We start from the raw sequence: 22,038 nt of genomic DNA, 5'->3' as shown, positions 1-22,038 counted from the left end.
GTTATCAACATTTTAACGACCGATCATCAAGAGATGGTGGAGTTATTAACCCAGGTAGAAAACACTAACGACCCCAAGCAGCGCCGGGATTTAATAGATACCGCGATTGCTGAAGTGATGCGTCATGCGGTAGCCGAGGAAATGTATGTGTACCCCGCCATGGAGAAACATATACCTAATGGCCATGATGAAGTTGGACATGACAAGAAAGAGCATGATGAGTTGGTCAAGGTCATGAAAAAGCTAGAGGACGTTGATGCCTCTGATCCTTCTTTTATGACGCTTACTAAAGAGATGGAAAAACAGCTCCGCCATCACATCGATGATGAAGAATCCGACCAGTTTCCCAAGCTACGCACCCATATTCCTGGCAATGAGCTTATCAACCTGGGTGAAAAAGTCGACAATGCCAAGAAGCTGGCGCCGACACGCCCACATCCTAGCGCGCCTCATTCAGAGCTATTCCATAAGAGCGTTGGGCCTGGGGTAGGAATGATTGATAGGCTCCTGGATAAGCTTCAAGGGCGTCATACCGGTTAATACTTCCTAAGAGAGCGCTTCTATAGCCCCATGGATCATTCCCTGGGGCTTTTATGTGTCTATCGTCTTAATGGCAATGCCTCAGGGAGAGTGACGTGCTTTCCACTTGTCGCATTGAATTGTTAACCGTTATACGGCATAACAAGGCGGCAGAAATTTCCTTTTCAGAGATTGACTATGTCGATGTTTTTTAAGCGTCTTAACGAAGTGTCTTCGCCTACTATTGGGCTTGGCTGTATGAACCTGTCTCATGGTTATGGCCAGCATGTGCCGGAGATAGATGCCCTGCGTGCATTGCATGAAGCGTTTGAAATGGGATATCGACATTTTGATACCGCAACGCTGTATGGCGCCACGGCTAATGAACGCCTGCTCGGCAATGCCTTAAAAAATAAACGCCAAGAGCTGTTATTGGCTAGTAAGTGCGGTTTGGCCATTGAGGCTGATAGTGGAAAGCGGGTTATTAATGGGCGCCCGGAAATATTGCGCCAACAGTGTGAGGAAAGCCTTGCGCGTTTAAAGACCGATCATATCGATATCTATTACCTGCACCGGCTAGACCGCGAAGTGCCTGTTGAAGAGAGCGTCGGCGCGTTGGGTAAGCTGGTCGACGAAGGTAAGATTGGCGGCGTGGGGCTGTCTGAGGTGTCAGCACAGACTCTTCATCAAGCGCATAAAGAGTATTCGATAGCAGCAGTGCAGTCGGAGTACTCGCTCTGGACACGTAACCCGGAAATTGCGCTGATTGATGCCTGCCAAGAGCTTGATGTGGCTTTGGTGGCATTTAGCCCGCTTGGGCGTGGCTTTTTGACGGGTGCTATTCAGGCCGATACGGTGTTTGGCGAAGGTGATATGCGGGCTAATATGCCACGCTTTAATGCTGACAATCTGGCTAAGAACTTAGCGGTATTCTCACGCTTTCAGTCGCTCGCCCAATCGCTTGAAGTTACTCCCGCTCAATTGGCACTGGCCTGGGTAAAAGCCCAAGGTAGTCATATCGTTCCTATCCCCGGGACTTGCTCAGTCGCCCATATGCGTGAAAATCTGGCAGCTGATAGTCTGACACTAGACAGTAACCTCCTCCGTGAGCTCAATTCGATGATGACGCCTGATCAAATAGCGGGGGAGCGGTACAGTGCGGCGCAGCAAGTGGATATCGATACTGAGGAATTTAATCAGTAAGCAAAGCGCTGGGAATGCCTTTTTAATTGCATGGTTTGGCTAGTGTCGCTATTGCTTTCAGCAACCTTTGAGCTAGCATTCAGCAAAAGGTTGGCTATCGCCAGCCTGGTTCAGGAAAGCCGACATGATCAAAGGTTTTATCATCTGTTTTGCAGTGCTTTTTGTGCAACTCGCAGTACTGCATGTCGTTGATGCCAGGTTATACACCGCGCAGGATATTCGGCACACCGCGAGTACAGTGGTTACTCCGGCGAAAAATGATGACGAAGAAATAGAAAGCTAAAAGACGCCACTGGCGATAAGAACCATCGCCAGTGGCGGTTTACGTTACTGCAACACCATTATTCCAATACGCTGTTTAGCCATTGAGTAAACGAGGCCCAGGAACGCTCGTCCGCTCGCGCCTGGTAGCGGTCGCTGTCGAATACGCTGAATGCATGGGGGGCGCCTGAATAAATATTTACTTCATACGCTATCTCAGCTGCTTCTAACGTTTCCATGAGCGTAGTAACTTCTTCAAGACTGACGCTTTCATCGGCACCCCCATGCGCAATAAAGATCGGCGGCGTGGCTTGCGGGTAGTCTTGCCCTTCAGGCGTGGCTAGCCCGCCATGAAAGCTTGAGTAGGCTATAACATCATCCGCCTCGCCAGAGCGGGCTATTTCAAGCGCAGCGGCACCTCCAAAACAGTAGCCGAGCAATACGGTTGATTCGGCAGCGCCTTGCTCCCGGGCCTGGGTTAAGCCTGCCAGGGTTAATTCACGCATTCGCGCTCTATCTTCATAAAGCTGGCTGGTAGCCGCTTGTTTGTCTTCGACTGCCTGGGGGCGATTTCCGGCCCCGAAAAGGTCAATAGCAAACGCGTCATAACCTTCATTGGCCAGCATATCGGCTCGCTGGCGCTCATAATCATCCACGCCATCCCAGTCATGAATAATAAGTACCGTGCCTTTTGATTCGTTAACGGCTGAAACGTAATAGCCTTCAAACGCTTCATCGTTAACTGTATAAGCAATATTTTCACCCATAGGCGAGAAGGCAAACGCATTTGCGGCGTAACAAGTCAGTACCAACGATGAGAGAGAAAGTGTTTTAATCATTGTCAAAGTATCTCGGTCAGTCGAAAAAATAAGCATAGCTGACTATCCTTTCGTTAGAAAAAGGTTGGGTACTTTAGTTTCGGTACGATAAGGGCTTGCGTCTGGAACTTGGTGACGGCATGCTGGTCTATTGTAAGCAACATTATATGGGGAGCATTAAGAGATGGCTTATAACGACCTGAACACGGCACATACGCGATCAAGCGGTGTTGCCAACAGCGTAAGCACCAACAAAGTGCTACGTAACACTTACGCATTACTCGCAATGACACTGCTCTTCTCCGCAGTGATGGCAGGCGCATCCGTTGCAATGGGCGTCCAACAAATGAACATATTTGTGTTCTTTATTGGTGCTTATGGCTTGATGTTCCTGGTGCATAAAACGGCTAACTCAGCGGCTGGCTTACTGGCCACGTTTGCCTTTACCGGTTTTATGGGGTTCACGTTAGGTCCGATTATTTCAGCCTATTTGACGCTGCCCAATGGCGGCGCGCTGATCATGAATGCATTGGCGATGACAGGCATTACGTTCTTCGGCCTTTCTGCAGTGGCGTTAACCACGAAAAAAGATTTCAGCTTCCTGGGTAACTTCCTGATGGCTGGCGCGATCGTTTTGATCCTGGCCATGGTCGCTGGTTTAATCTTCAACATCCCGGCACTTTCATTGATGGTATCGGCTGGTTTCGTGCTGTTCGCATCAGCTGCGATTCTTTACCAGACCAGTGAGATCATTCACCGCGCCGGTGAAACGAACTATATTCTGGCCACCGTGACGCTGTATGTCTCTATCTATAACTTGTTTGTAAGCCTGCTGTCTATCCTGGGTATTATGAGCAACGACTAATTGCGATTAGCGGTTAGTAAACGGGCAGACCCTACTTGTAGGGTCTGTCTTTTTTTGGCTACCGGATTCGGATTTAACGCAATGGAGTATGGTTTGTTGGTGATGGGGGCGCCGTATACCAGTCAAGCGCCTCACTCTGCTTTGCGCTTTGCTCAAGCAGTCATCGCTCAAGGGCACCGTTTGGCGGGGGTGTTCTTTTATCACGAAGGCGTTCATAACGCCTCTTCTCTTATGACCCCCCCACAGGATGAACTTAACCTGCGTGATGCGTGGGTTGAGCTTCATCACATGCACAACGTTGCGCTGGATGTATGCATTGCCGCAGCCCTCAGGCGTGGGCTTCTCAGCGAAGCAGAAGCGCAGCGCCACGGCAAAACATCGTTTAATCTAGAAGCACCTTTTGAATTAACGGGGCTTGGCCAGCTGCTCACCTTGCAGCAACGCTGTGATCGGCTCATCACGTTTGCTTAAGAGGGCATAATGACTGATTCAGAAAATTTGCTGGTGATAATTCGGCATGCGCCTTATAGCTCTAATTTGCTCCGCGAGGGGCTAGATGCGGCACTGGTGGCCGCCGCCTTTGGCCAACCTGTCGATTTACTGTTTCTGGGGCAGGGTATAATGGCGCTGTTAAAAGAGCAGGGCAGCGGAGCACCAGGGCAAAAAGCCAGCTTACCTACCATGGATATGCTGGAAATGTACGATATTGAGAACCTGTGGACCTCTGAGGCGTCTTTGGCGGCCATTGGCGTACCTTCCGCTGCACTGCGTGATAATGTGCGTCTGTTGGAGGCTAAGGCTATGCCTGCGTTCATGCAGCAATATTCGCACGTACTTAATTTTTAGCGGAATACCTACTATGTTGCATATTTTAACTAAGGCGCCGGGTAGCGATGCAGCCCAACAGATGCAGCAAGCCGTTGGCTGCGAAGATGCAGTGCTGTTGATTGAGGAAGGCGTACAGGCGGTACTAAAACCACATTGGGAAGGCTGGCAGGACTATCACTCACGTATCTATTTACTGGCGGAAGACGTGTCATCCTGGGGGCTTGGCGAGCAGTTAGAAGCGCATGTATTTCCCACAGTAGATATGAACGGCTTTGTCTCCTTAACGGAGCACCACCTTCAGACCGTGACATGGTATTAATATGTCAGATGTGAAAATATACCGTTATCTTGATTCATCCAAAAAAATTGGCCTTGATCCCGAGGGATATCTAGTTGAACAGTCAACGTGGTCGAAATCGGTCGCTGAAATGCTCGCGTCAGATGAAGGGCTAGTACTGACTGACGAGCATTGGGAATTAATCGACGTTGTGCGGGATTTCTACCAGCGCTATGAAATGGCGCCGGCCATGCGGCCACTGGTTAAAGCTACCAAGAATGCATTGGGTGAAGAGAAGGGCAAATCGATATACCTTATGACGCTGTTTCCCGGCAGCCCACCTAAGCGCATTGCACGCCTTGCCGGGCTGCCCAAGCCAACTAACTGCCTTTAAGCCGCCTCGCCTCGAGTACATACCGAGAGTACGACGGCGTCATCCGCACTGGTGGACACCAGTGCGTGGCCCATATCGCTATCAAAATAAATGCTGTCGCCTTCGGTAAGTATCAAAGGGGCATAAAACTCGCTGTAAAGCATGATATCGCCGTGAAGTACCATCAAAAACTCTTCGCCATCGTGGCGTACCCACTGGTGGTACTCGTCGAAGCTGCGCGCTCGTACAATGGTTTTAAACGGAATCATGCGCTTTTGCGCCAACTGATGGCCAAGCAGCTCATGTTCGTAGGTAGGGGTTGGGTGCAATTGCCCTTTGCCTTGGCGGGTAAGATCACGTCGGCCCATGGTATAGCGTTCACGCTTGGGTGGCGTAAATAGCTGGGGCAGGTCGATATTAAGCCCTGTGGTAAGTTTTTGAACCACGCTAAACGTAGGCGAGACCTGATCATTTTCAATTTTTGAAAGCGTTGAACGCGCTAGCCCCGTGCGCTGGCTTACATCTTCTAGCGTCCATTGGTTAGCAAGACGAATCTGTTTAAGACGCCCGCCCAGGCGCAGGGGTTCGACAAACGGCTTGCTGCCGGAAGCAATACGCAGCGCAGCATGTTCTTCAGAAGTGGCGGTCATAGGGATCACGTTGAAAACAGCAGTAATCGCCATAGTACCATAGCGCCAAGGCGTTCCAGGGCATTAGCTGATGCATTAATCGCCTTCTTTGAAAGGCAGCCCCAGCAGGGCTTTTAAATGGGCTTCGGCGCCGCTGCCTAGCGATTTGGGGTTGTAGCCACCTTCCAGTACGGAAACAACCCGGTTATCGGCGTACAACGTAGCAATTTCCATTGCCAGATGGGTCACCCAATAGAAGTCTTCATCATCCAGGCAAATATCACCCATGGGGTCATCGCGATGAGCATCGAACCCGGCGGATATCATCACCAGATCAGGTTTGAACGCGTGCAGGGCGGGTAGCCATTGGCTTTCGATAAGACGACGAAATTCGGGTCCCTCGGTACCGGCTTCCAGAGGTGTATTGACGACATTTTTCCATTCGCTGCGCAGATATCGCCATGGGTAGAACGGGTATTGAAAACTCGTGCAGATCAGCACATCAGGCTGGTCTTTAAAAATATCGATCGTTCCATTGCACTGATGAACATCGAAATCGAGTATGGCAATACGCTTGGCGCCGTAAGTTTCGCGGGCATGCGCAGCACCTACGGCGATATTATTGTAAAAACAAAACCCCATGGCATCCGTTGCTTCAGCGTGGTGGCCTGGAGGTCTTACCGCGCAAAAAACGTTATCTGCCTGACGTTTAAATACCTGGTCAACGCCTTTAACGACGGCACCTGCAGCTACCCGCGCAGCCTTTAAGCTATCCGGATTCATCAGGGTTTCGCTATCCAGCGCTGCAATCCCCTCACTCGGCAAACACTTATCTAGAGCATCCAGGTGCCTGATTGGGTGTACTCTGATCAAGGCGTCACGGCTAGCTTCTTTGGCATCGGCTTGCATGGTCTGCTGTAATAAACCCGCAAGCGAAAGACGCGCGCGGATAGCTTCCAAACGCTGCGGGCTTTCAGGATGCTCAGGCCCCATATGGTGCAATGAGCAGTCGGGGTGGGTAAGGTAGGCAGTAATCATTCAAGCGCTCCATTGTATTGAGGCCACCTTAATCGCCTCCGGGGCTTGCGCGACAGTGTCAATAAGTCGTACACCGTCGCTATCTATTTCAGAGGAGGCTCACATTTGAGTACGCGCTTTTTGCATCATTTCTTTGAACCCCGCACGTTGGCGGTGTTCGGTGCCTCTGAAAAACCAGCCTCGCTGGGTGGACTAGTGCTCGGCAACCTGCAAGAAGGCGGCTTTAAAGGCACGCTGTGGGCGGTAAACCCCAAAGGGTACGACGAGGTATTGGGCGTACCCTGTTTCAGCAGTGTAGCGGATTTACCCGAAGTGCCCGACCTGGCCGTGGTCTGCTCTCCGATTGCAGGCGTGCCTAGGTTAATAAAACGCCTGGGGCAGTTTGGCGTTAAAGCCGCGCTTGTGCTTTCTGGCGGCGCCTATCTGGACCGCGATAGCGACAACAAGGGCTCTATCCGTGAGCGAATGCTGAAAGCGGCGCTAGCTTCGGGTATCCGCGTGCTAGGCCCGGAATGCATGGGATTGATCGTGCCGGGCAAGCACCTGAATGCTTCCTACGCCAGCCAGCCGGTTAAAGCAGGTCGCGTGGCGTACTTAGGGCAATCAGGCATGCTTGCCAACGGCATGATTGATTGGGCAGCGGGGCGTGATGTCGGGTTTTCGCATTTAATCACCGTTGGCGATAGTGTGGATGTCCTGTTGCCGGATCTGATCGATTACGTCAATCAGTTTTCCCCCGCCCAGGCAATCTTGTTGCACCTGGAGCGCATCACCGATGCCCAGCATTTTATGACCTCCGTGCGGGATGCTTCGCGTAACCGCTTGGTATTGGCGATAAAAAGCGGCCGGACACCGCAATCGGATATTTCCGGCATGGCGCCTACGCCCGGCATAGCCAATCGCGATGTGGTGTTTGATGCGGCGTTCGCGCGCGCCGGGGTAGTGCGGGTCGATGATTCCGATGAGCTGCTGGATGCGCTGGAAACGCTTTCGCGCATGAAACCGCTGCGTGGCGATCGGCTTGCCATCGTTTCCAACGGCTTAGGCCCGGCAATGCTGGCGATTGATAAGTTGATTAGCGCTGGCGGTAAGCTTGCAGAATTTAGCCCGGAAACCCAGGCCGCGCTGCATAAAAGCCAGGTCGATATGAGCAAACCGGGCGAAAACCCGGTAGACCTTGGCGGTAACGCAACGCCCGAGCGGTTTGTTGAAGCGCTGGAGATTGTCGCAGCCGATAGCAACGTTGATGCCGTGCTAGTGGTTCACGCCCCGACACGCCTGGCCCCCTCGGCGGTTACTGCTCAGGCATTGATAGATAATCGTAAAAAATTTCGGCGTAACTTGCTCACAAGCTGGATGGGGCTGAAAGAAGCGCTCAACGCGCGCCACCTGTGTAATGGGGCAGGCATTCCTACCTATATTTCCCCTGAGAAAGCCGTTAAAGCGTTTATGCATATGGTGGATTACCAGCGTGTTCAAGCTTTGCTGCACGAAATTCCTCCAAGCTTGCCGTTTTCAACCAGCCCAGAAATACGCGCTCAGTGTCGGGCGCTGATTGCTCAGGCAAAAGAGCAGGGCCGGCAAACGCTTACCCACTCAGAAACGGCTCAGGTGTTGGAGGCGTACGGGATTCCAACGGCGCCAAGCGTCTATTTGACCAATCCAGATGAAGCCGAAACTGCGGCGCAACAAATTCAGGGCCCCATGGCCCTCAAAGTCATACACGAAGGTAATTGCCGGCCTTACCGATACCGTAAGCATCCCCACAAAATTTCCGCAGGCTTGCTGCAAGACCTGGAAACGCCCAGCCAGGTTGCCCACGGCATGCGCCAGCTGGGTGACAAAGTGCAGGAGAAGTTTCCGCAGTACGCCATTCGAGAGTATTGCCTTCAGCCCATGCAACGTGGAAAGCACTCCATGCAGATTTGTGCGGGTATTACCCGTGATCCGGTTTTCGGCCCGTTAATCGTGTTTGGTATTGGTGGCTACAAAGTTAATATTTTGGCCGATCGACAAGTGGCACTGCCGCCGTTGAATATGAGCCTGGCCGCCGACATGGTGGGTAGAACTCACGCGGCATCGTTGATTATCGAGCACTCAGCAGAGCCTGAACGTGATATCGAGCGGTTATGTCAGCTGCTGGTCAAACTCTCTCAGATGGCCTCGGACTTAGTCGATCTGCGTGGCCTTGAGATTAATCCGTTACTGCTAAACCGTGACGGCGTGCTTGCCGTGGATTTTGCGCTGGACTTAGGCGCCCCAGCGCGTTTTGCCATCATGCCTTACCCGGAGGAACTGCGCGAATGGGTGACGCTTAAAAACGGTTGGCAGGTAGAGGCACGACCTATCCGGGCCGAAGATGCGCCGTTGATTACCACGTTTCATCGCCAGCTCTCTGAAGAAAGCATTCGCTTTCGCTACTTTCACAATAAATCCAATCTGACCCAGCGCGATTTATCGATACTTTCGCATATCAATTATGATCGACAAATGGCGTTTATCGCTGAACATCAGCACGCCGATGGCAGTAAACAAATGCTGGGCGTCGTGCGGGTATGGAACGACCCTGACAATATACGCACCGAGTTTTCAGTAATTATCCGCGATGATCTGCAGGGGCTGGGGATTGGCAGTTTGCTAATGAAGAAGATGATCGACTACTGCACCCATATTGGCACGCTCGAAATGATCGGCAAAATCATGGTGGACAACCACCCCATGCGCGCGCTGATGAAGCACTTGGGATTCAAATGCCGTTACAACATGGAAGAGCAGGTGATAGATGCCGTGCTGCGCTTGAACGAACCCGAAAGCGAGTGGCAGCGCCACCGCCTGGAAAGCTTGCCCGACTAACCAATTCAGCAATCATCGCCAGAATGAATCAAGCCTGCATAGTTAGCAGGCCTGATCTTGTTTGGCTTCAGCTTTACGGGGCCAGGCGGAATTGCCCCCACTCACCGCCATCACGGCGCTCAAAGCGGATACGGTCGTGCAGCCGACTAGGCTGCCCCTGCCAAAACTCAATCATCTCGGGAGAGAGACGGTAGCCGCCCCAATGAATAGGCCGGGGTATTTCTTGGCCCTCATAGGCTTGCTCAAAGCGTTTTTGACGCTCTTCGATCCAGTGTCGGTCAGGAATCACAACGCTTTGCGTGGCAATCCACGCGCCCAGCTGGCTGCCGCGCGGGCGGCTGGCAAAGTACTCATCCGACTCTTCAAGGGCAATCTGTTCAACTGGGCCTTCGATACGCACCTGGCGCGCAAGCGAGGGCCACCAAAACGTCATGGCGGCAAACGGAACGTTACTCAGCTCGCTGCCTTTGTGGCTATGGTAGTTGGTAAAAAACACCATGCCACGCTCGTCAAAGCCCTTGAGTAACACTACGCGTGCGTGAGGGCGCCCTTGGCTGTCAGCCGTTGCTAGCGTCATGGCATTAGCGTCTTTAGGCTCCTGTTCCATGGCAAGGCTGAACCATTCATCAAACAGAGCGAAGGGCCCTTGGGCTGTGTGCGCCTCATCAAGCCGCCCACCTTCGTAGTCACGCCGGATGTCGGCAATATTACGGGTCATTAGCAGATCTCCCCTTAAATTTTATTTATGTTGGCTACTCTTCATATAAAGCTCAAGCGCAGATACTACCGTTTGGCTTGGCGCTGTTGCCGACTACGAAAGCGCGCATACCCCATACAGCCTATAAACAGGGCCAACGATACCAAGGCCTCTATACCACCGCGCACCGTTTGCCCAGGCACGGCGGCCAGCATAACGCCTTGAGTAAAGTACAGAAGGCTCACAAAGGCGAGCCAGGCATGGCCACGGGCACGTTGGCCAATAATAGAAGGTAAGAAAAGTACCAACGGTAGTACAAAGGCCACCACAGGGCGCCAATCAACCGCATCGCCCTGAATTAAAAAACCTCGGACAATCACCAGCAACAACAGTATGGCAAAGCTTAGAAGCACGCACTGCCGAAAGCGAAGTGTCAGCGTATCCAGCCCGTAACGTTGCTCAAGCCCTTCCAGCCACTCTCTCATGATGCCTCCTGACGCATCGCGTTCAGGGCCAGGGCAAGCTTGGCTATACGCTTGCCCTGGGCCACGCACAGCTCGCGCTCCTGATGATCGACAGAGCGGTCGCTGCGTGTACCCGCTAGGTGGCTTGCACCGTAAGGGGTACCGCCCCCCTGAGTGCTTAACAGAGCTGTTTCGCTATAAGGAATACCCGCATACACCATGCCGTGATGCAGTAAGGGCACCAGCATGGTGAGAAGGGTGCTTTCCTGGCCGCCATGCAGGCTTGACGTAGAAGTGAACGCGCAGGCGGGCTTATCCACCAGGGCGCCGTTCATCCACAGGCTGCTGGTGGTATCCAAAAAGTATTTTAACGGGGCAGCCATGTTGCCAAATCGTGTGGGGCTACCCAGGGCCAGTGCGCTGCAATTGCGCAGATCATCGAGTTCCACATACACCGCCCCCTCGTCAGGAATTTCCGGGTCAACCGCCTCACAGGTGGGTGATACGGGCGGCACGGTACGCAGGCGTGCCTGTATACCCGAAATACTTTCAATACCCGCCGCCATTTGCCGAGCCATTTCAGCCGTGGCCCCTGAGCGAGAGTAATAAAGCACCAATACGTAGGGGGTGGTGTCACTCATAATATTTCCTTGGTCCTGAAAGAGGGCTCAATAAATGCTATCGCTTAGGTGCTTATGGTATCAGAGCTACCTGCCTGGTGAGAGGTGGCATAAGCAGATGACTGAATTCAGATAATCTGACATACACCCACGCGCTACTGCCATCCGCCAGCTGCTTTTCGATCCGCTCATAGCGAATCCCCAGGCGTTCATAGCGGTCGAGCCGAGCCAGCTCCTGGTGCGTTACGGTTAACTTTAAACCCTCGACATGGCTCTCAGCTTGTCGCGTTAGGTTCAATCCATCACGCTCGTAACCTTCCAGTACGGCGGCTTCGGGGTTGCCGGACCCACCAAAAACGAGCCAGCGGATAGCTGCATAACGTAGCGTTCCATACACAAACAGCTGATGCGTGCGTTGCTCTACCGTCTGTCCGTCATCGGGGGGCGAATATAACCAGGGGCTTAACATCGTAAGCCACAGCCATGTGGCAGCTGCCAACACTAATAAACCCGCTATGCTGATCACTTTTTTGACCCAGGCCATTGGTTAACCTTTAATAACGTTGGACGTATAGCTTGGCGTGCGGTTTTAATCGAGGCAAGCCTTGAGCAATCTACTTAAGCAATGCGCCAGGGTTTGCTAGGATAATGGTTAGACCTTATCGGAGGAGCCTGTAATGAACCAGCCACTTCGTGATGATATGGATTTCCGAGCCTTTATTGGCGATGTAAAACCGCTGCCGCGTAGCAATCGCGCCGATGCAGGGAGTCGTCGACAAAGCCCCTCCGAAGCACAGCTTGCCAGGCGGGAAAGTGCTGAAGAAGCCATTGGCGAGCGTAACTTTCTATCCGATGACTTTGTCGATTTGCTGCCCCCCTTTGACCCTATTGAATATCGCCGTGAGGGCACCCAGCAGGGCGTCGTCGATAAGCTGAAGCACGGTGGGTATAGCGTGCAGGCCCAGCTGCACTTACTGCGGCGTCCGCTGGCTGAGTGTCGAAGAATGGTGTTTCCCTTTATTCAAGAGGCTTACGCCAACGACTTGCGCTCAGTAATGATTGTTCACGGCCGGGGGCGTGAACTGGATAGTCCCGCCAACGTTCTGCGCTCGTATTTAGCCAAATGGCTGAGCCAATTCGATGAAGTGCAGGCTTATGTATCCGCGCAACCTTCAGAAGGCGGCCTTGGCGCTACCTGGGTAATGCTGCGCAAAAGCGAGCGAGCAAAAGCCAATAACCGTGAGCGCCAGCAAAAGCGGCGGGGTTAAAGAATAATTCCAAGTCTCTGAGTATTAATGCGTTTCGCATATCTAGTTTTTACCTTATTTCATTTAAGCTTTTCATTAAGTGCCTAAAAAGGCACTTAATGACTCATTTTTGCGCTTTAAGTCCAAATATAAGCACTTTTAAAATGGCCTCATTCTTTAATATGCTATTATAGGGCCTTAAAGAGCGTTTTTCGCTTTTAAGTACTTTTTAGAGGACTTTATGGGCATTGAGAGCATGTCGCCCTCTGCTTTGGTGGAAGAGCTGGGGCATCGCTTGAAGCAGGCACGTCTTAACCAGGATCTGACGCAGCAAGAAGTGGCTAAGCTTGCTGGCTTATCCAGAAAGGTGGTACTGAATGCTGAAAAGGGTAGGGCTCAGCTAGAGGCGTTCGTTGCCATTATGGTGGCCTTGAATTTGACAGCACAGCTGGATCACTTCTTGCCACAGCAAATGATTTCCCCCTTACAGCTCTCCAAACTCCAAGGCAAACAGCGCAAGCGTGCTTCTGGGCAGAGCACCATAGCTGACGGGGAGACGCTTGAATGGTAATGGAAGCTGCCGATGTTCACTATCTGAACCACTACGTAGGTGCGGTTAGTTTCGATACACGTACTGGTCATGGCGCATTTGAGTACGATACTTCGTTTATTAAGAGAGGTATCGAACTTTCCCCTTTGAAAATGCCGTTAGCCCGTAGAATATACGCGTTTCCTGAACTTGATTTTAAAACCTTTAAAGGGCTTCCCGGGCTAATTGCTGATTCTTTGCCCGATGATTTTGGTAACGCCGTATTGAATGCCTGGGTTGCCAGCAAGGGCGGGCAACCCAGTGATATTACGCCGCTTCAACGGCTGCAATATACTGGCAAACGTGGCATGGGGGCCCTGGAGTATTCGCCTGCAACGCGGCTAAAAAGCCTTAATGCCTCCAGCCAAATAGAAATAGCATCACTGGTAAGTATTGCCCAGGAAATACTGGATAACCGTGCTGGCTTTTCCGTAGAGCTCACGAAAGAGGGCCAAGATGATAGGGAAGCAATGATGGCACTGCTTTCTGTTGGAATGAGCGCAGGTGGCGCACGGCCTAAGGCCGTGTTGGCATTTAACCAAGATTTCTCCCAGGTGCGCTCAGGCCAAGCGGATGTGCCTAAAGGGTTTGCTCACTATTTAATGAAATTTGACGGTGTTAGCGAGCATAACCAAAACCGCGAGGTTTTCGGTGACCCGCTAGGTTATGGTGCTATGGAGTATGTGTACCACTTGTTAGCGAAATCCTGCGGTATCGAGATGATGCCTTGTCAATTATTGCAGGAAGGCAAACGCCGTCATTTCATTACTCAGCGCTTTGACCGTATCGGGAATCACAAGCGGCATATGCAGACGTTAAATGGCATTGCCCATGTAGATTATAAAAAACCAGGATCTTTTTCTTACGCAGAGTTATTTGGTGTTGCAAGACAGCTACGCCTCTCCGCAGAAGAGGCCGATCAGCTTTTCAGACGTATGGTGTTTAATATCGTGGCAAGAAACCATGATGATCACGCAAAAAACTTTGCTTTTATTCTGAAAGGAGAGCAGTGGTCACTCGCGCCAGCTTATGATCTTGCGTATAGCTATAAACCGGGAAGCCAGTGGGTTAACAGTCACTGGATGAGTTTGAACGGTAAGCGCGATCACTTTACGCGAGAAGATTTCTACTCGCTTGAAAAGCTCAGCCCACGCTTTACCCGGCCAAGAATCAACGCCATGATTGACGAAACGCTTGAACACGTTGCGCAATGGTACTTATTAGCGAAGGAGCACGAAGTACCTGCTTCATTGATAGATGAAATAACTTCTCACCTTCGTCTGAAGCTGTAGACAATGCCGCAGTAAAAAACTGTTCATTTCAATAGAAAAAAACCGGCTAGGGCTGACGACCCTGGCCGGTTTTTTACAGAAATGCTAATTAGCGGCTTATTGGCTAGCGGCTGTCCAGCGACGTTCAAACAATGCCTGACGCTCTTCAACGTCCGTTTGGTAACGTACGCTAAAAGAATTCAGCAGGCGCAGCGCATCTTCAGGATGCTGATCATCGCGTAGTGCCATGGCGTTAAAGCCACAGCGGCGCATATAGTCGAGCTGGTCAACCAATACATCACCTACGGCACGTACTTCACCAGCGTACTCAAAGCGCTCACGCAGCAGGCGGGCGATGGAGTAGCCACGGCCATCGGTAAAGCTGGGGAAGTCGATTGCCACGGCGGGCAGCGGGTTCAGTTCAGCCGCCAGCTCAGCGTTAAGTTCGGTGTCGCTCAAGAGCAACGGCGCAAGCTCGTCATCCTGCTTGTTGGCCTGCCACAGCGCCAGCGGCACGAAGGCCGGACGCTGTTCGGGCAAATTAACGCCATCGTAAGACACGCACCAGGCATTTTCAGCCGCTAATTCGCCGTCAAGCAGAAGGTGATCAACGTGCACCGGAACCAGTGCTTCTTCAGTCGGGGTATCCACGTTATTTGGCATAAACACGCTCTTTAAAGGGTTTCAGGCCAATCCGGCGATAGGTGTCCAAGAAATGCTCGTCTTCGTGACGTTCGGCAACGTAGACCTGCAGCACCTTTTCGACCACTTCCGGAACGTCCTGGCGGAAGAAGGAAGGACCTAGAATCTTGCCCAGCGACACGTCGTCGGTAGAGTTCCCGCCAATCGATATCTGGTAAAACTCTTCGCCTTTCTTGTCGACACCTAGAATACCGATATGGCCCACATGGTGGTGGCCACAGGCGTTCATGCAGCCTGAAATATTAAGATCCAACGGACCCAGGTCATACAGGAAGTCCAGATCTTCAAAGCGTTCCTGGAGCGCCTGGGCGATAGGAATCGAAACCGCATTGGCCAAGCTGCAGTAGTCGCCGCCCGGGCAGCAGATAATATCGTTCAGCGTACCCACGGTGGGGTTGGCCATGCCCAGCGCTTCGAGCTCGTTCCACAGCGCTTCGATTTCATCGACGGGAACATCGGAAAGCACCAGGTTTTGCTCGTGGGTCACGCGCATTTCGCTAAAGCTATAGCGATCGGCTAGATCCGCCACGGCATCCATCTGATCAGCCGTGACATCGCCAGGGGCATGTTCACGCCGCTTGAGCGACAGGGTCACCGCTTTATAGCCAGCTACTTTGTGATCCGTCACGTTATTGGTCACAAAGCGTGCGAAGCTGCGGTTTTCGCTGCGCAAGCGTTCAAAATTAACCACGGCGCTCTCTGCCACCGGGCGACGTTCCGGCTCGGGGAAGTGGCCTTTGGCAACATCGATCGCTGCCTGATTGAGCGTCTGCGGGCCATCTTTTAAATGCGCCCACTCTTCATCAACGCGACGGCGATACTCTTCAATGCCCAGTGCTTTTACCAGGATCTTGATACGCGCCTTGAACTTGTTATCGCGGCGCCCGAACTGGTTGTAAACGCGGACACAGGCTTCAAGGTAGGTCAGCAGGTGTTGCCAGGGCAGGTCTTCACGCACCACCTCAGCAATCATGGGTGTACGACCCAGGCCGCCACCGGCTAGTACTTTAACGCGCAGCTCGCCTTCCTCGTTGCGCCATAGGCGCAGGCCAATGTCGTGTACCTGAATCGCCGCGCGATCTTTTGCGGCGCCAGTCACGGCAATTTTGAACTTACGCGGCAGGTAAGCAAATTCGGGGTGAAGCGTCGACCACTGGCGAATAAGCTCACACCAAGGGCGTGGATCTTCCACTTCATCGTTGGCGATACCTGCAAACTGGTCGCTGGTAGTATTACGGATGCAGTTACCACTGGTTTGAATGGCGTGCATCTGTACTTTCGCAAGCTCGGCCAGGATATCCGGCACGTCTTCCTGGGCAGGCCAGTTCAGCTGAAGGTTTTGGCGGGTCGTGAAGTGGCCATAACCTCGGTCGTACCGGCGAGTAATATCCGCCAGGGCGCGCAGCTGGTAGCTGGCTAGCATGCCGTACGGGATAGCGATGCGCAGCATCGGTGCATGCCTTTGGATATAAAGGCCGTTTTGCAAGCGAAGCGGGCGAAACTCTTCTTCTCCCAAACGTCCGGCCAAGTAGCGATCCATTTGATCGCGAAACTGAGCAACACGCTCATCAACCAGCGTTTGGTCGTGAATATCATAGCGGTACATGTGGCACGATCCTGCTAAAAAGCGAAATGGTCACGTTAAGACGGGCATTAATATAGTGTCACCTTAACGCGTGTCTCATATTCTACAAAAGAATATATAATTATCTTTTTATCGTTAAACGCTATTTAAAATATTTGGGGCCAGCCATCGGCGGCGCTGCCAGATCCATAAAAAGCCGATCGAATTTAAAAGCCGGTAAAATAGCTGCATTATCCAGACCCCAAGCAGCCCCTGTTCTAAACCAACGCCTACCCACCATGCAAGGGGAAGAAACACCAACCACTGCATGCTGAGCGTCAACATCATCACCGTTCGCTGAGCTCCCGCACCCATAAGCGCCTGGGCAAGTACGAGAGCGGCGGCATCCAGAACGATCATCGCGCCGGTAATCTGCAAGGGCAGAGTGCCTAGCGCAACCAGCTCATGGCTTGAAAAGAAGATACCCAGCACCTGAGCGGGCATTACCAGCATGGGTAGCGCTAGAATCGCCAACAGTAAGCCCGCCACGCGCAGCGCATCCAACCCCCAGCGATGGGCCGCCGCCTGATCATCACGCCCCAGGGCTTCACCCACCAGGCTCATGGCCGCGACACCCACGCCAACGCCCGGCAAAATCAGCAGAAGCGACAGATTAACCAGCACATGGCCCACGGCAACGCTGGCTGTACCTAAACGGCTTAATAACCAAAACAGTACTACGTAGCCGCCTGCAAAGCATACCTGCTGAAGCGAATGCGGGGCCGCCAGCGCAAGCGTCGAGCGTAGCGTTGGATATGACAGCGAGCGCTGTAAAAAGCCGTTATCGCGGCGTTGTTGCAACGTCACGCCTAGCCAGATGAACAGCCCTAGAAATAAGGAAAGCGTCGTGCCTACGCCCGCGCCGCTAGCCCCGAGTTTAGGCAACCCCGCCAGGCCATAAATCAGCCCGCTGCTGGCGATAACGTTAAACACCTGAACGATGAGGATGATACGTAGATAGAGCTGCGTCTGCTGACGGCCATTCCAGTACCCGCGAAAGCACAGAGTTAAAGCAATAGCCGTCAGGGCAACCACGCGCCAGCGGAAGTAGTCGACGGCTACGCTATGAACATCGGACGTTTGGGTAATGAGATTGAGTAGGGCAGGCGCCTGCCACCAGGCAAGTAGCGAGAGAGGCAGGCCAATGGTCGTGCCAATTGCCAAGCCTGCCTGCAGCGGCTGAACGGCTCTATGACGGCCGGATTCAAGACGCTGGGATGTTTGTGACTGAACGCTGGAAGAAAGCCCAAACACCAGCGCGGTCATCATGAACATGGCGTAGCCGCCAACCCCAACGCCTGCCAGCGCCACCTGACCCAGGTGGCCGACCAGTGCCGCATCGATAATATTGAGCATGCTCTGAGAGAGCATGCCCAACATGATCGGTAACGCTAAGCGCATCACTTTGCCGTGACGCCGGGATGCTAATGCCATGCGGATCTAAAGCGGCAAACTAGCTGGGGTCGTAAGAGAGTACCGGCGAGAGCCAGCGCTCCATCTCCTCAAGCGGCATCTGCTTACGCTCGGCAATCGCTTCCACCTGATCGCGGGTGATCTTGCCTGTCGAGAAGTACTTTGACTGCGGGTGGGCGAAGTACCAGCCTGCAACGGCCGCGGCTGGCCACATGGCGTAGCTTTCGGTCAGCGTAAGGCCGGTGTTTTCTGTAGCGCTTAACAGCTTGAACAACGTGCCTTTTTCGGTGTGATCCGGGCAGGCCGGATAGCCGGGCGCAGGGCGGATACCTTGATATTTTTCGGCAATCAGCGCGTCGTTATCCAGCGTTTCTTCAGGTACATAGCCCCAGAACTCTTTACGCACCCGTTCGTGGATGCGCTCGGCAAAGGCTTCCGCCAGACGGTCGGTAAGTGCCTGAACCAAAATTGCGTTGTAGTCATCACCGGCGGCTTCATAAGCCTTGGTAAGCTCGTCAACACCATGCCCTGTGGTGACTGCAAACCCGCCGATCCAGTCGGCCTTGCCGCTGTCTTTAGGTGCAATGAAGTCCGCGAGGCTGTAGCAGATGCCGTCGCGGCCCTTGGTGGTTTGCTGACGAATATGGTGAAGCCGTTCGATGACTTCGCTACGCGATTCATCGGCATACACTTCAACAACGTCATCATCCACGCTGTTGGCTGGCCATAGGCCGATAACGCCCCGGGCCTGAACGCGCTTCTCATCGACAAGCTTACGCAGCATGACTTGCGCATCGGCAAACAGGTTGCGCGCTGCTTCGCCCACGACTTCATCGTTAAGAATTTTGGGGTACTTACCCGCTAACTGCCAGCTCATGAAGAAGGGCGTCCAGTCGATACGCTCGATCAGTTCTTCAAGGTCATAGTTATCAAACGTCTTGAGGCCTAGGAACTTGGGTTCAACCGGCGTCTGGGTATTCCAGTCAGTGCGGAAGCGGCGCTTGCGCGCCTGGGTGTAATCCAGGTCTGCCGCTTTAGGGCGGCGCTTGGCGTTACGCTCACGTACCTTGACATACTCTTCACGAATTTCAGCGACGTACGCCGTTTTGAGGTTCGCAGCGAGTAGTCGACCGGCGACACCCACCGCGCGCGATGCGTCGGTCACGTAGATGACCGGATGCTCATACTGCGGCTCAATTTTGACTGCGGTATGCGCTTTGGATGTCGTCGCGCCACCAATCAGCAGCGGCAGGTTCATGCCCCGGCGCTGCATTTCCTTGGCCACGTGGACCATTTCATCAAGCGACGGAGTAATCAGCCCCGAGAGGCCAATAATATCGGCGTTGTGATCGATAGCGGCTTGAAGAATTTTCTCGGCAGGCACCATTACGCCAAGATCAATCACTTCATAGTTATTACACTGCAGCACGACGCCAACGATGTTTTTGCCGATATCGTGAACGTCACCTTTAACCGTGGCCATGACAATTTTGCCCTTGGCCTGGGTACCTTCGCTTTTTTCCGCCTCGATATACGGGATCAGGTAGGCAACCGCCTGCTTCATGACGCGCGCGGACTTCACTACCTGGGGCAGGAACATTTTACCGGCGCCAAACAGGTCGCCGACGACGTTCATGCCATCCATCAGTGGCCCTTCAATGACCTCGATAGGACGCTCGGCCTGAACACGGGCCTCTTCGGTGTCATCTTCAATATACGCCGTGATGCCTTTAACCAAGGCATGCTCGATACGCTTGTTAACTGGCCAGCCGCGCCACTCAAGATCCTCTTTCCTGGCAGGGCCGCTACCGTCGCCCTTGTACTTGTCCGCCAGGTCGAGCAGGCGCTCGGTACCGTCGCTGCGCTTATTCAGCACAACGTCTTCTACGGCATCACGAAGCTCGGCAGGTAAGTCGTCGTATACCGCCAACTGCCCAGCGTTAACGATACCCATGCTCAAACCCGCTCGGATGGCGTGATACAGAAACACGGAGTGGATCGCTTCACGTACCGGGTTATTGCCCCGGAACGAGAAGGAGACGTTGGAAACCCCACCAGAAATCATCGCATGCGGCAGGTTTGCATGAATCCACTGAGACGCCTCGATAAAATCGACGGCGTAGTTGTTGTGCTCTTCGATGCCCGTGGCAATGGCGAAAATGTTGGGGTCGAAAATGATATCTTCGGCTGGAAAGCCGATTTCATCGACCAGCAGGCGATAAGCACGCTCACAGATTTCTGTCTTGCGAGCGAACGTATCGGCCTGGCCATCCTCGTCAAAGGCCATGACCACGATAGCCGCGCCAAAGCGACGACACTTGGTGGCCTGCTCGCGAAACGCCGCTTCGCCTTCTTTTAAGGAAATCGAGTTAACAACGGCTTTGCCCTGTACGCATTTAAGGCCTGCTTCAATGATGTCCCATTTGGAGGAGTCGATCATGATCGGCACGCGAGCAATATCCGGCTCGCCAGCGATCAGGTTCAGAAAGCGCACCATGGCTTCCTGCGACTCCAGCATGCCCTCATCCATATTGATATCGATAATCTGCGCGCCGCTTTCAACCTGCTCAAGCGCTACTTCCAGGGCCGTGGTGAAATCTTCTTCAACAATAAGCCGCTTGAAACGCGCCGAACCTGTGACGTTGGTACGCTCACCCACGTTAACGAATAACGAGGCTGCATCAATATTGAAAGGCTCAAGCCCAGACAAACGGCAAGCGGGGCTACGCTCAGGAATTTGGCGTGGTGGCATGGGGCGCACCGCATCTGCAATGGCACGGATATGCTCAGGCGTTGAGCCACAGCAGCCGCCAATGATATTGACCAGGCCGCTCTCGGCAAACTCGCTGACGATAGACGCCATTTCCTCCGGCGTCTGATCATATTCGCCAAACTCGTTGGGCAGTCCCGCGTTGGGATGTGCGGAAACAAAGGTATCCGCCTTGGTGGAAAGCTCCTCAAGGTAAGGGCGTAACTCTTCAGCCCCAAGCGCGCAGTTTAGGCCCACTGATAGCGGCTGCGCGTGGCGAACCGAGTTCCAGAACGCTTCGGTCGTTTGCCCGGAAAGCGTCCGGCCCGAGGCATCGGTAATAGTGCCTGAAATCATCACCGGCAAACGCTTGCCCAGATCCTCAAACAGCACTTCAAGCGCATAGATCGCGGCTTTGGCGTTGAGCGTATCGAAGATGGTTTCAATCATGATCAGGTCAGCGCCGCCGTCGATCAGCGCTTGGGCGGCTTCGTAATAGTTTTCACGCAGCTCATCAAAGGTCACGTTACGCTTGGACGGGTCGTTCACATCCGGCGATAACGATGCAGTGCGTGAAGTAGGCCCCAATACGCCCGCAACGTAACGCGGCACGCCGGTTTCAGCGGCAACTGCGTCACATACTTCACGGGCCAAGCGTGCAGATTCGCGGTTAAGCTCGACAACGATGTCTTCCATGCCGTAGTCGGCCTGTGAAAGGCGCGTACTGTTAAAGGTATTGGTTTCAATAATGTCCGCGCCTGCTTCCAGATAGTCGCGGTGGATACGTGAGACCACGTCGGGGCAGGTGAGTGCCAGCAGGTCATTATTGCCTTTTAAATCCGACGGCCAGTCGCTGAAGCGTTCACTGCGAAAGTCTTCCTCGCTCAGCTGGGCATTTTGCAGCATGGTCCCCATACCGCCATCCAGAATGAGAATGCGTTGGGCAAGGCGTTGGGTGAGCGAGACGTTCAAATCACTAGCGGCCATAACAGGGGGAA

General features: G+C 53.1%; 23 protein-coding genes. 12 read left to right on the top strand and 11 right to left on the bottom strand.

Annotation, left to right across the window (positions count from 1 at the left end):
• The 3 genes from ACT3XD_RS17295 to ACT3XD_RS17285 form a co-directional block, all read left to right on the top strand.
• Positions 1 to 540: hemerythrin domain-containing protein (locus ACT3XD_RS17295; protein ID WP_444280620.1), on the top strand; the 540-nt coding region annotated here is incomplete at its 5' end.
• A 177-nt stretch (positions 541 to 717) separates the two neighbouring features.
• Positions 718 to 1,722, top strand: a complete 1,005-nt coding sequence (locus ACT3XD_RS17290) for an aldo/keto reductase (protein ID WP_192539442.1) — start codon at positions 718 to 720, stop codon at positions 1,720 to 1,722.
• Positions 1,723 to 1,846: 124 nt separating this feature from the next.
• Positions 1,847 to 2,005, top strand: coding sequence for a hypothetical protein (locus tag ACT3XD_RS17285; protein ID WP_192539441.1), 159 nt, complete (start codon positions 1,847 to 1,849; stop codon positions 2,003 to 2,005).
• 58 nt (positions 2,006 to 2,063) lie between these two features.
• On the opposite strand, the gene ACT3XD_RS17280 is transcribed toward ACT3XD_RS17285, so the two are convergent.
• Positions 2,064 to 2,858, bottom strand: coding sequence for a dienelactone hydrolase family protein (locus ACT3XD_RS17280; protein WP_192539440.1), 795 nt, complete (start codon positions 2,856 to 2,858; stop codon positions 2,064 to 2,066).
• 127 nt (positions 2,859 to 2,985) lie between these two features.
• On the opposite strand from ACT3XD_RS17280, the gene ACT3XD_RS17275 reads away from it, so the two are divergent.
• From ACT3XD_RS17275 to ACT3XD_RS17255, 5 genes are all read left to right on the top strand, one after another.
• Positions 2,986 to 3,666: a Bax inhibitor-1/YccA family protein gene (locus tag ACT3XD_RS17275; RefSeq protein ID WP_192539439.1), complete on the top strand. Its 681-nt coding sequence runs from the start codon at positions 2,986 to 2,988 to the stop codon at positions 3,664 to 3,666.
• Positions 3,667 to 3,747: 81 nt separating this feature from the next.
• Positions 3,748 to 4,137, top strand: a complete 390-nt coding sequence (gene tusD / locus ACT3XD_RS17270) for a sulfurtransferase complex subunit TusD (RefSeq protein WP_192539438.1) — start codon at positions 3,748 to 3,750, stop codon at positions 4,135 to 4,137.
• A gap of 9 nt (positions 4,138 to 4,146) precedes the next feature.
• Positions 4,147 to 4,512, top strand: coding sequence for a sulfurtransferase complex subunit TusC (tusC, locus tag ACT3XD_RS17265; RefSeq protein ID WP_192539437.1), 366 nt, complete (start codon positions 4,147 to 4,149; stop codon positions 4,510 to 4,512).
• A gap of 13 nt (positions 4,513 to 4,525) precedes the next feature.
• Positions 4,526 to 4,813 (top strand): sulfurtransferase complex subunit TusB, encoded by a 288-nt coding sequence (gene tusB / locus ACT3XD_RS17260; RefSeq protein WP_192539436.1) that lies wholly within the window; start codon positions 4,526 to 4,528, stop codon positions 4,811 to 4,813.
• A gap of 1 nt (position 4,814) precedes the next feature.
• Entirely contained in the window at positions 4,815 to 5,165 is a 351-nt protein-coding gene (locus tag ACT3XD_RS17255; RefSeq protein WP_192539435.1) for a TusE/DsrC/DsvC family sulfur relay protein, read from the top strand.
• On the opposite strand, the gene ACT3XD_RS17250 is transcribed toward ACT3XD_RS17255, so the two are convergent.
• Together ACT3XD_RS17250 and ACT3XD_RS17245 are read right to left on the bottom strand one after the other, a co-directional pair.
• Positions 5,162 to 5,794, bottom strand: a complete 633-nt coding sequence (locus ACT3XD_RS17250) for a helix-turn-helix domain-containing protein (RefSeq protein ID WP_192539434.1) — start codon at positions 5,792 to 5,794, stop codon at positions 5,162 to 5,164. The two genes, ACT3XD_RS17255 and ACT3XD_RS17250, sit on opposite strands and share 4 nt — an antisense overlap.
• A 75-nt stretch (positions 5,795 to 5,869) precedes the next feature.
• Positions 5,870 to 6,811 (bottom strand): histone deacetylase family protein, encoded by a 942-nt coding sequence (locus ACT3XD_RS17245; RefSeq protein ID WP_192539433.1) that lies wholly within the window; start codon positions 6,809 to 6,811, stop codon positions 5,870 to 5,872.
• Positions 6,812 to 6,916: 105 nt separating this feature from the next.
• Between ACT3XD_RS17245 and ACT3XD_RS17240 the strand changes: the two genes are divergently transcribed.
• The gene (locus ACT3XD_RS17240) at positions 6,917 to 9,664 is read left to right on the top strand and encodes a bifunctional acetate--CoA ligase family protein/GNAT family N-acetyltransferase (protein ID WP_192539432.1); all 2,748 of its coding nucleotides are present in this window, start codon (positions 6,917 to 6,919) and stop codon (positions 9,662 to 9,664) included.
• A gap of 73 nt (positions 9,665 to 9,737) precedes the next feature.
• Here the strand turns inward: ACT3XD_RS17240 and pdxH are convergent, their stop codons facing one another.
• From pdxH to ACT3XD_RS17220, 4 genes are all read right to left on the bottom strand, one after another.
• Positions 9,738 to 10,382 (bottom strand): pyridoxamine 5'-phosphate oxidase, encoded by a 645-nt coding sequence (gene pdxH / locus ACT3XD_RS17235; RefSeq protein ID WP_192539431.1) that lies wholly within the window; start codon positions 10,380 to 10,382, stop codon positions 9,738 to 9,740.
• A gap of 65 nt (positions 10,383 to 10,447) precedes the next feature.
• Positions 10,448 to 10,846 carry a DUF2069 domain-containing protein gene (locus tag ACT3XD_RS17230; protein ID WP_192539430.1) on the bottom strand — a complete coding sequence of 133 codons (399 nt, stop codon included), beginning with the start codon at positions 10,844 to 10,846 and terminating at the stop codon, positions 10,448 to 10,450.
• The gene (wrbA, locus tag ACT3XD_RS17225) at positions 10,843 to 11,466 is read right to left on the bottom strand and encodes an NAD(P)H:quinone oxidoreductase (RefSeq protein ID WP_018916152.1); all 624 of its coding nucleotides are present in this window, start codon (positions 11,464 to 11,466) and stop codon (positions 10,843 to 10,845) included. The genes ACT3XD_RS17230 and wrbA overlap by 4 nt, the downstream gene beginning before the upstream one ends.
• Positions 11,467 to 11,518: 52 nt before the next feature.
• Complete coding sequence (locus tag ACT3XD_RS17220) at positions 11,519 to 11,989, bottom strand: gamma-glutamylcyclotransferase family protein (RefSeq protein ID WP_192539429.1); 471 nt, start codon at positions 11,987 to 11,989, stop codon at positions 11,519 to 11,521.
• 133 nt (positions 11,990 to 12,122) lie between these two features.
• Here ACT3XD_RS17220 and smrA point away from each other — a divergent pair, with 133 nt between their 5' ends.
• The 3 genes from smrA (at position 12,123) to ACT3XD_RS17205 (ending at position 14,573) form a co-directional block, all read left to right on the top strand.
• Positions 12,123 to 12,713, top strand: coding sequence for a DNA endonuclease SmrA (gene smrA, locus ACT3XD_RS17215; protein ID WP_192539428.1), 591 nt, complete (start codon positions 12,123 to 12,125; stop codon positions 12,711 to 12,713).
• A 220-nt stretch (positions 12,714 to 12,933) separates the two neighbouring features.
• The gene (locus tag ACT3XD_RS17210) at positions 12,934 to 13,263 is read left to right on the top strand and encodes a helix-turn-helix transcriptional regulator (RefSeq protein WP_192539427.1); all 330 of its coding nucleotides are present in this window, start codon (positions 12,934 to 12,936) and stop codon (positions 13,261 to 13,263) included.
• Positions 13,257 to 14,573 carry a type II toxin-antitoxin system HipA family toxin gene (locus ACT3XD_RS17205; RefSeq protein ID WP_192539426.1) on the top strand — a complete coding sequence of 439 codons (1,317 nt, stop codon included), beginning with the start codon at positions 13,257 to 13,259 and terminating at the stop codon, positions 14,571 to 14,573. Before ACT3XD_RS17210 ends, ACT3XD_RS17205 begins: the two co-directional genes overlap by 7 nt.
• 96 nt (positions 14,574 to 14,669) lie before the next feature.
• Here the strand turns inward: ACT3XD_RS17205 and ACT3XD_RS17200 are convergent, their stop codons facing one another.
• The 4 genes from ACT3XD_RS17200 to metH all read right to left on the bottom strand — a co-directional run bounded on the left by ACT3XD_RS17200 (position 14,670) and on the right by metH (position 22,027).
• The gene (locus tag ACT3XD_RS17200) at positions 14,670 to 15,215 is read right to left on the bottom strand and encodes a DUF934 domain-containing protein (protein WP_192539425.1); all 546 of its coding nucleotides are present in this window, start codon (positions 15,213 to 15,215) and stop codon (positions 14,670 to 14,672) included.
• A complete protein-coding gene (locus ACT3XD_RS17195; protein ID WP_018916148.1) occupies positions 15,205 to 16,860 on the bottom strand; it encodes a nitrite/sulfite reductase in 1,656 nt (551 codons plus the stop codon). The genes ACT3XD_RS17200 and ACT3XD_RS17195 overlap by 11 nt, the downstream gene beginning before the upstream one ends.
• A 114-nt stretch (positions 16,861 to 16,974) precedes the next feature.
• Positions 16,975 to 18,312, bottom strand: a complete 1,338-nt coding sequence (locus ACT3XD_RS17190; protein WP_192539424.1) for an MATE family efflux transporter — start codon at positions 18,310 to 18,312, stop codon at positions 16,975 to 16,977.
• Positions 18,313 to 18,331: 19 nt separating this feature from the next.
• Positions 18,332 to 22,027 carry a methionine synthase gene (gene metH, locus ACT3XD_RS17185; protein ID WP_192539423.1) on the bottom strand — a complete coding sequence of 1,232 codons (3,696 nt, stop codon included), beginning with the start codon at positions 22,025 to 22,027 and terminating at the stop codon, positions 18,332 to 18,334.
• Positions 22,028 to 22,038 lie beyond the last annotated feature (11 nt).

This window comes from Halomonas sp. AOP7-B1-5 (assembly GCF_052353045.1).
Taxonomy (GTDB): domain Bacteria; phylum Pseudomonadota; class Gammaproteobacteria; order Pseudomonadales; family Halomonadaceae; genus Vreelandella; species Vreelandella colorata.
This window is presented reverse-complemented; position numbering and strand designations above follow the sequence as displayed.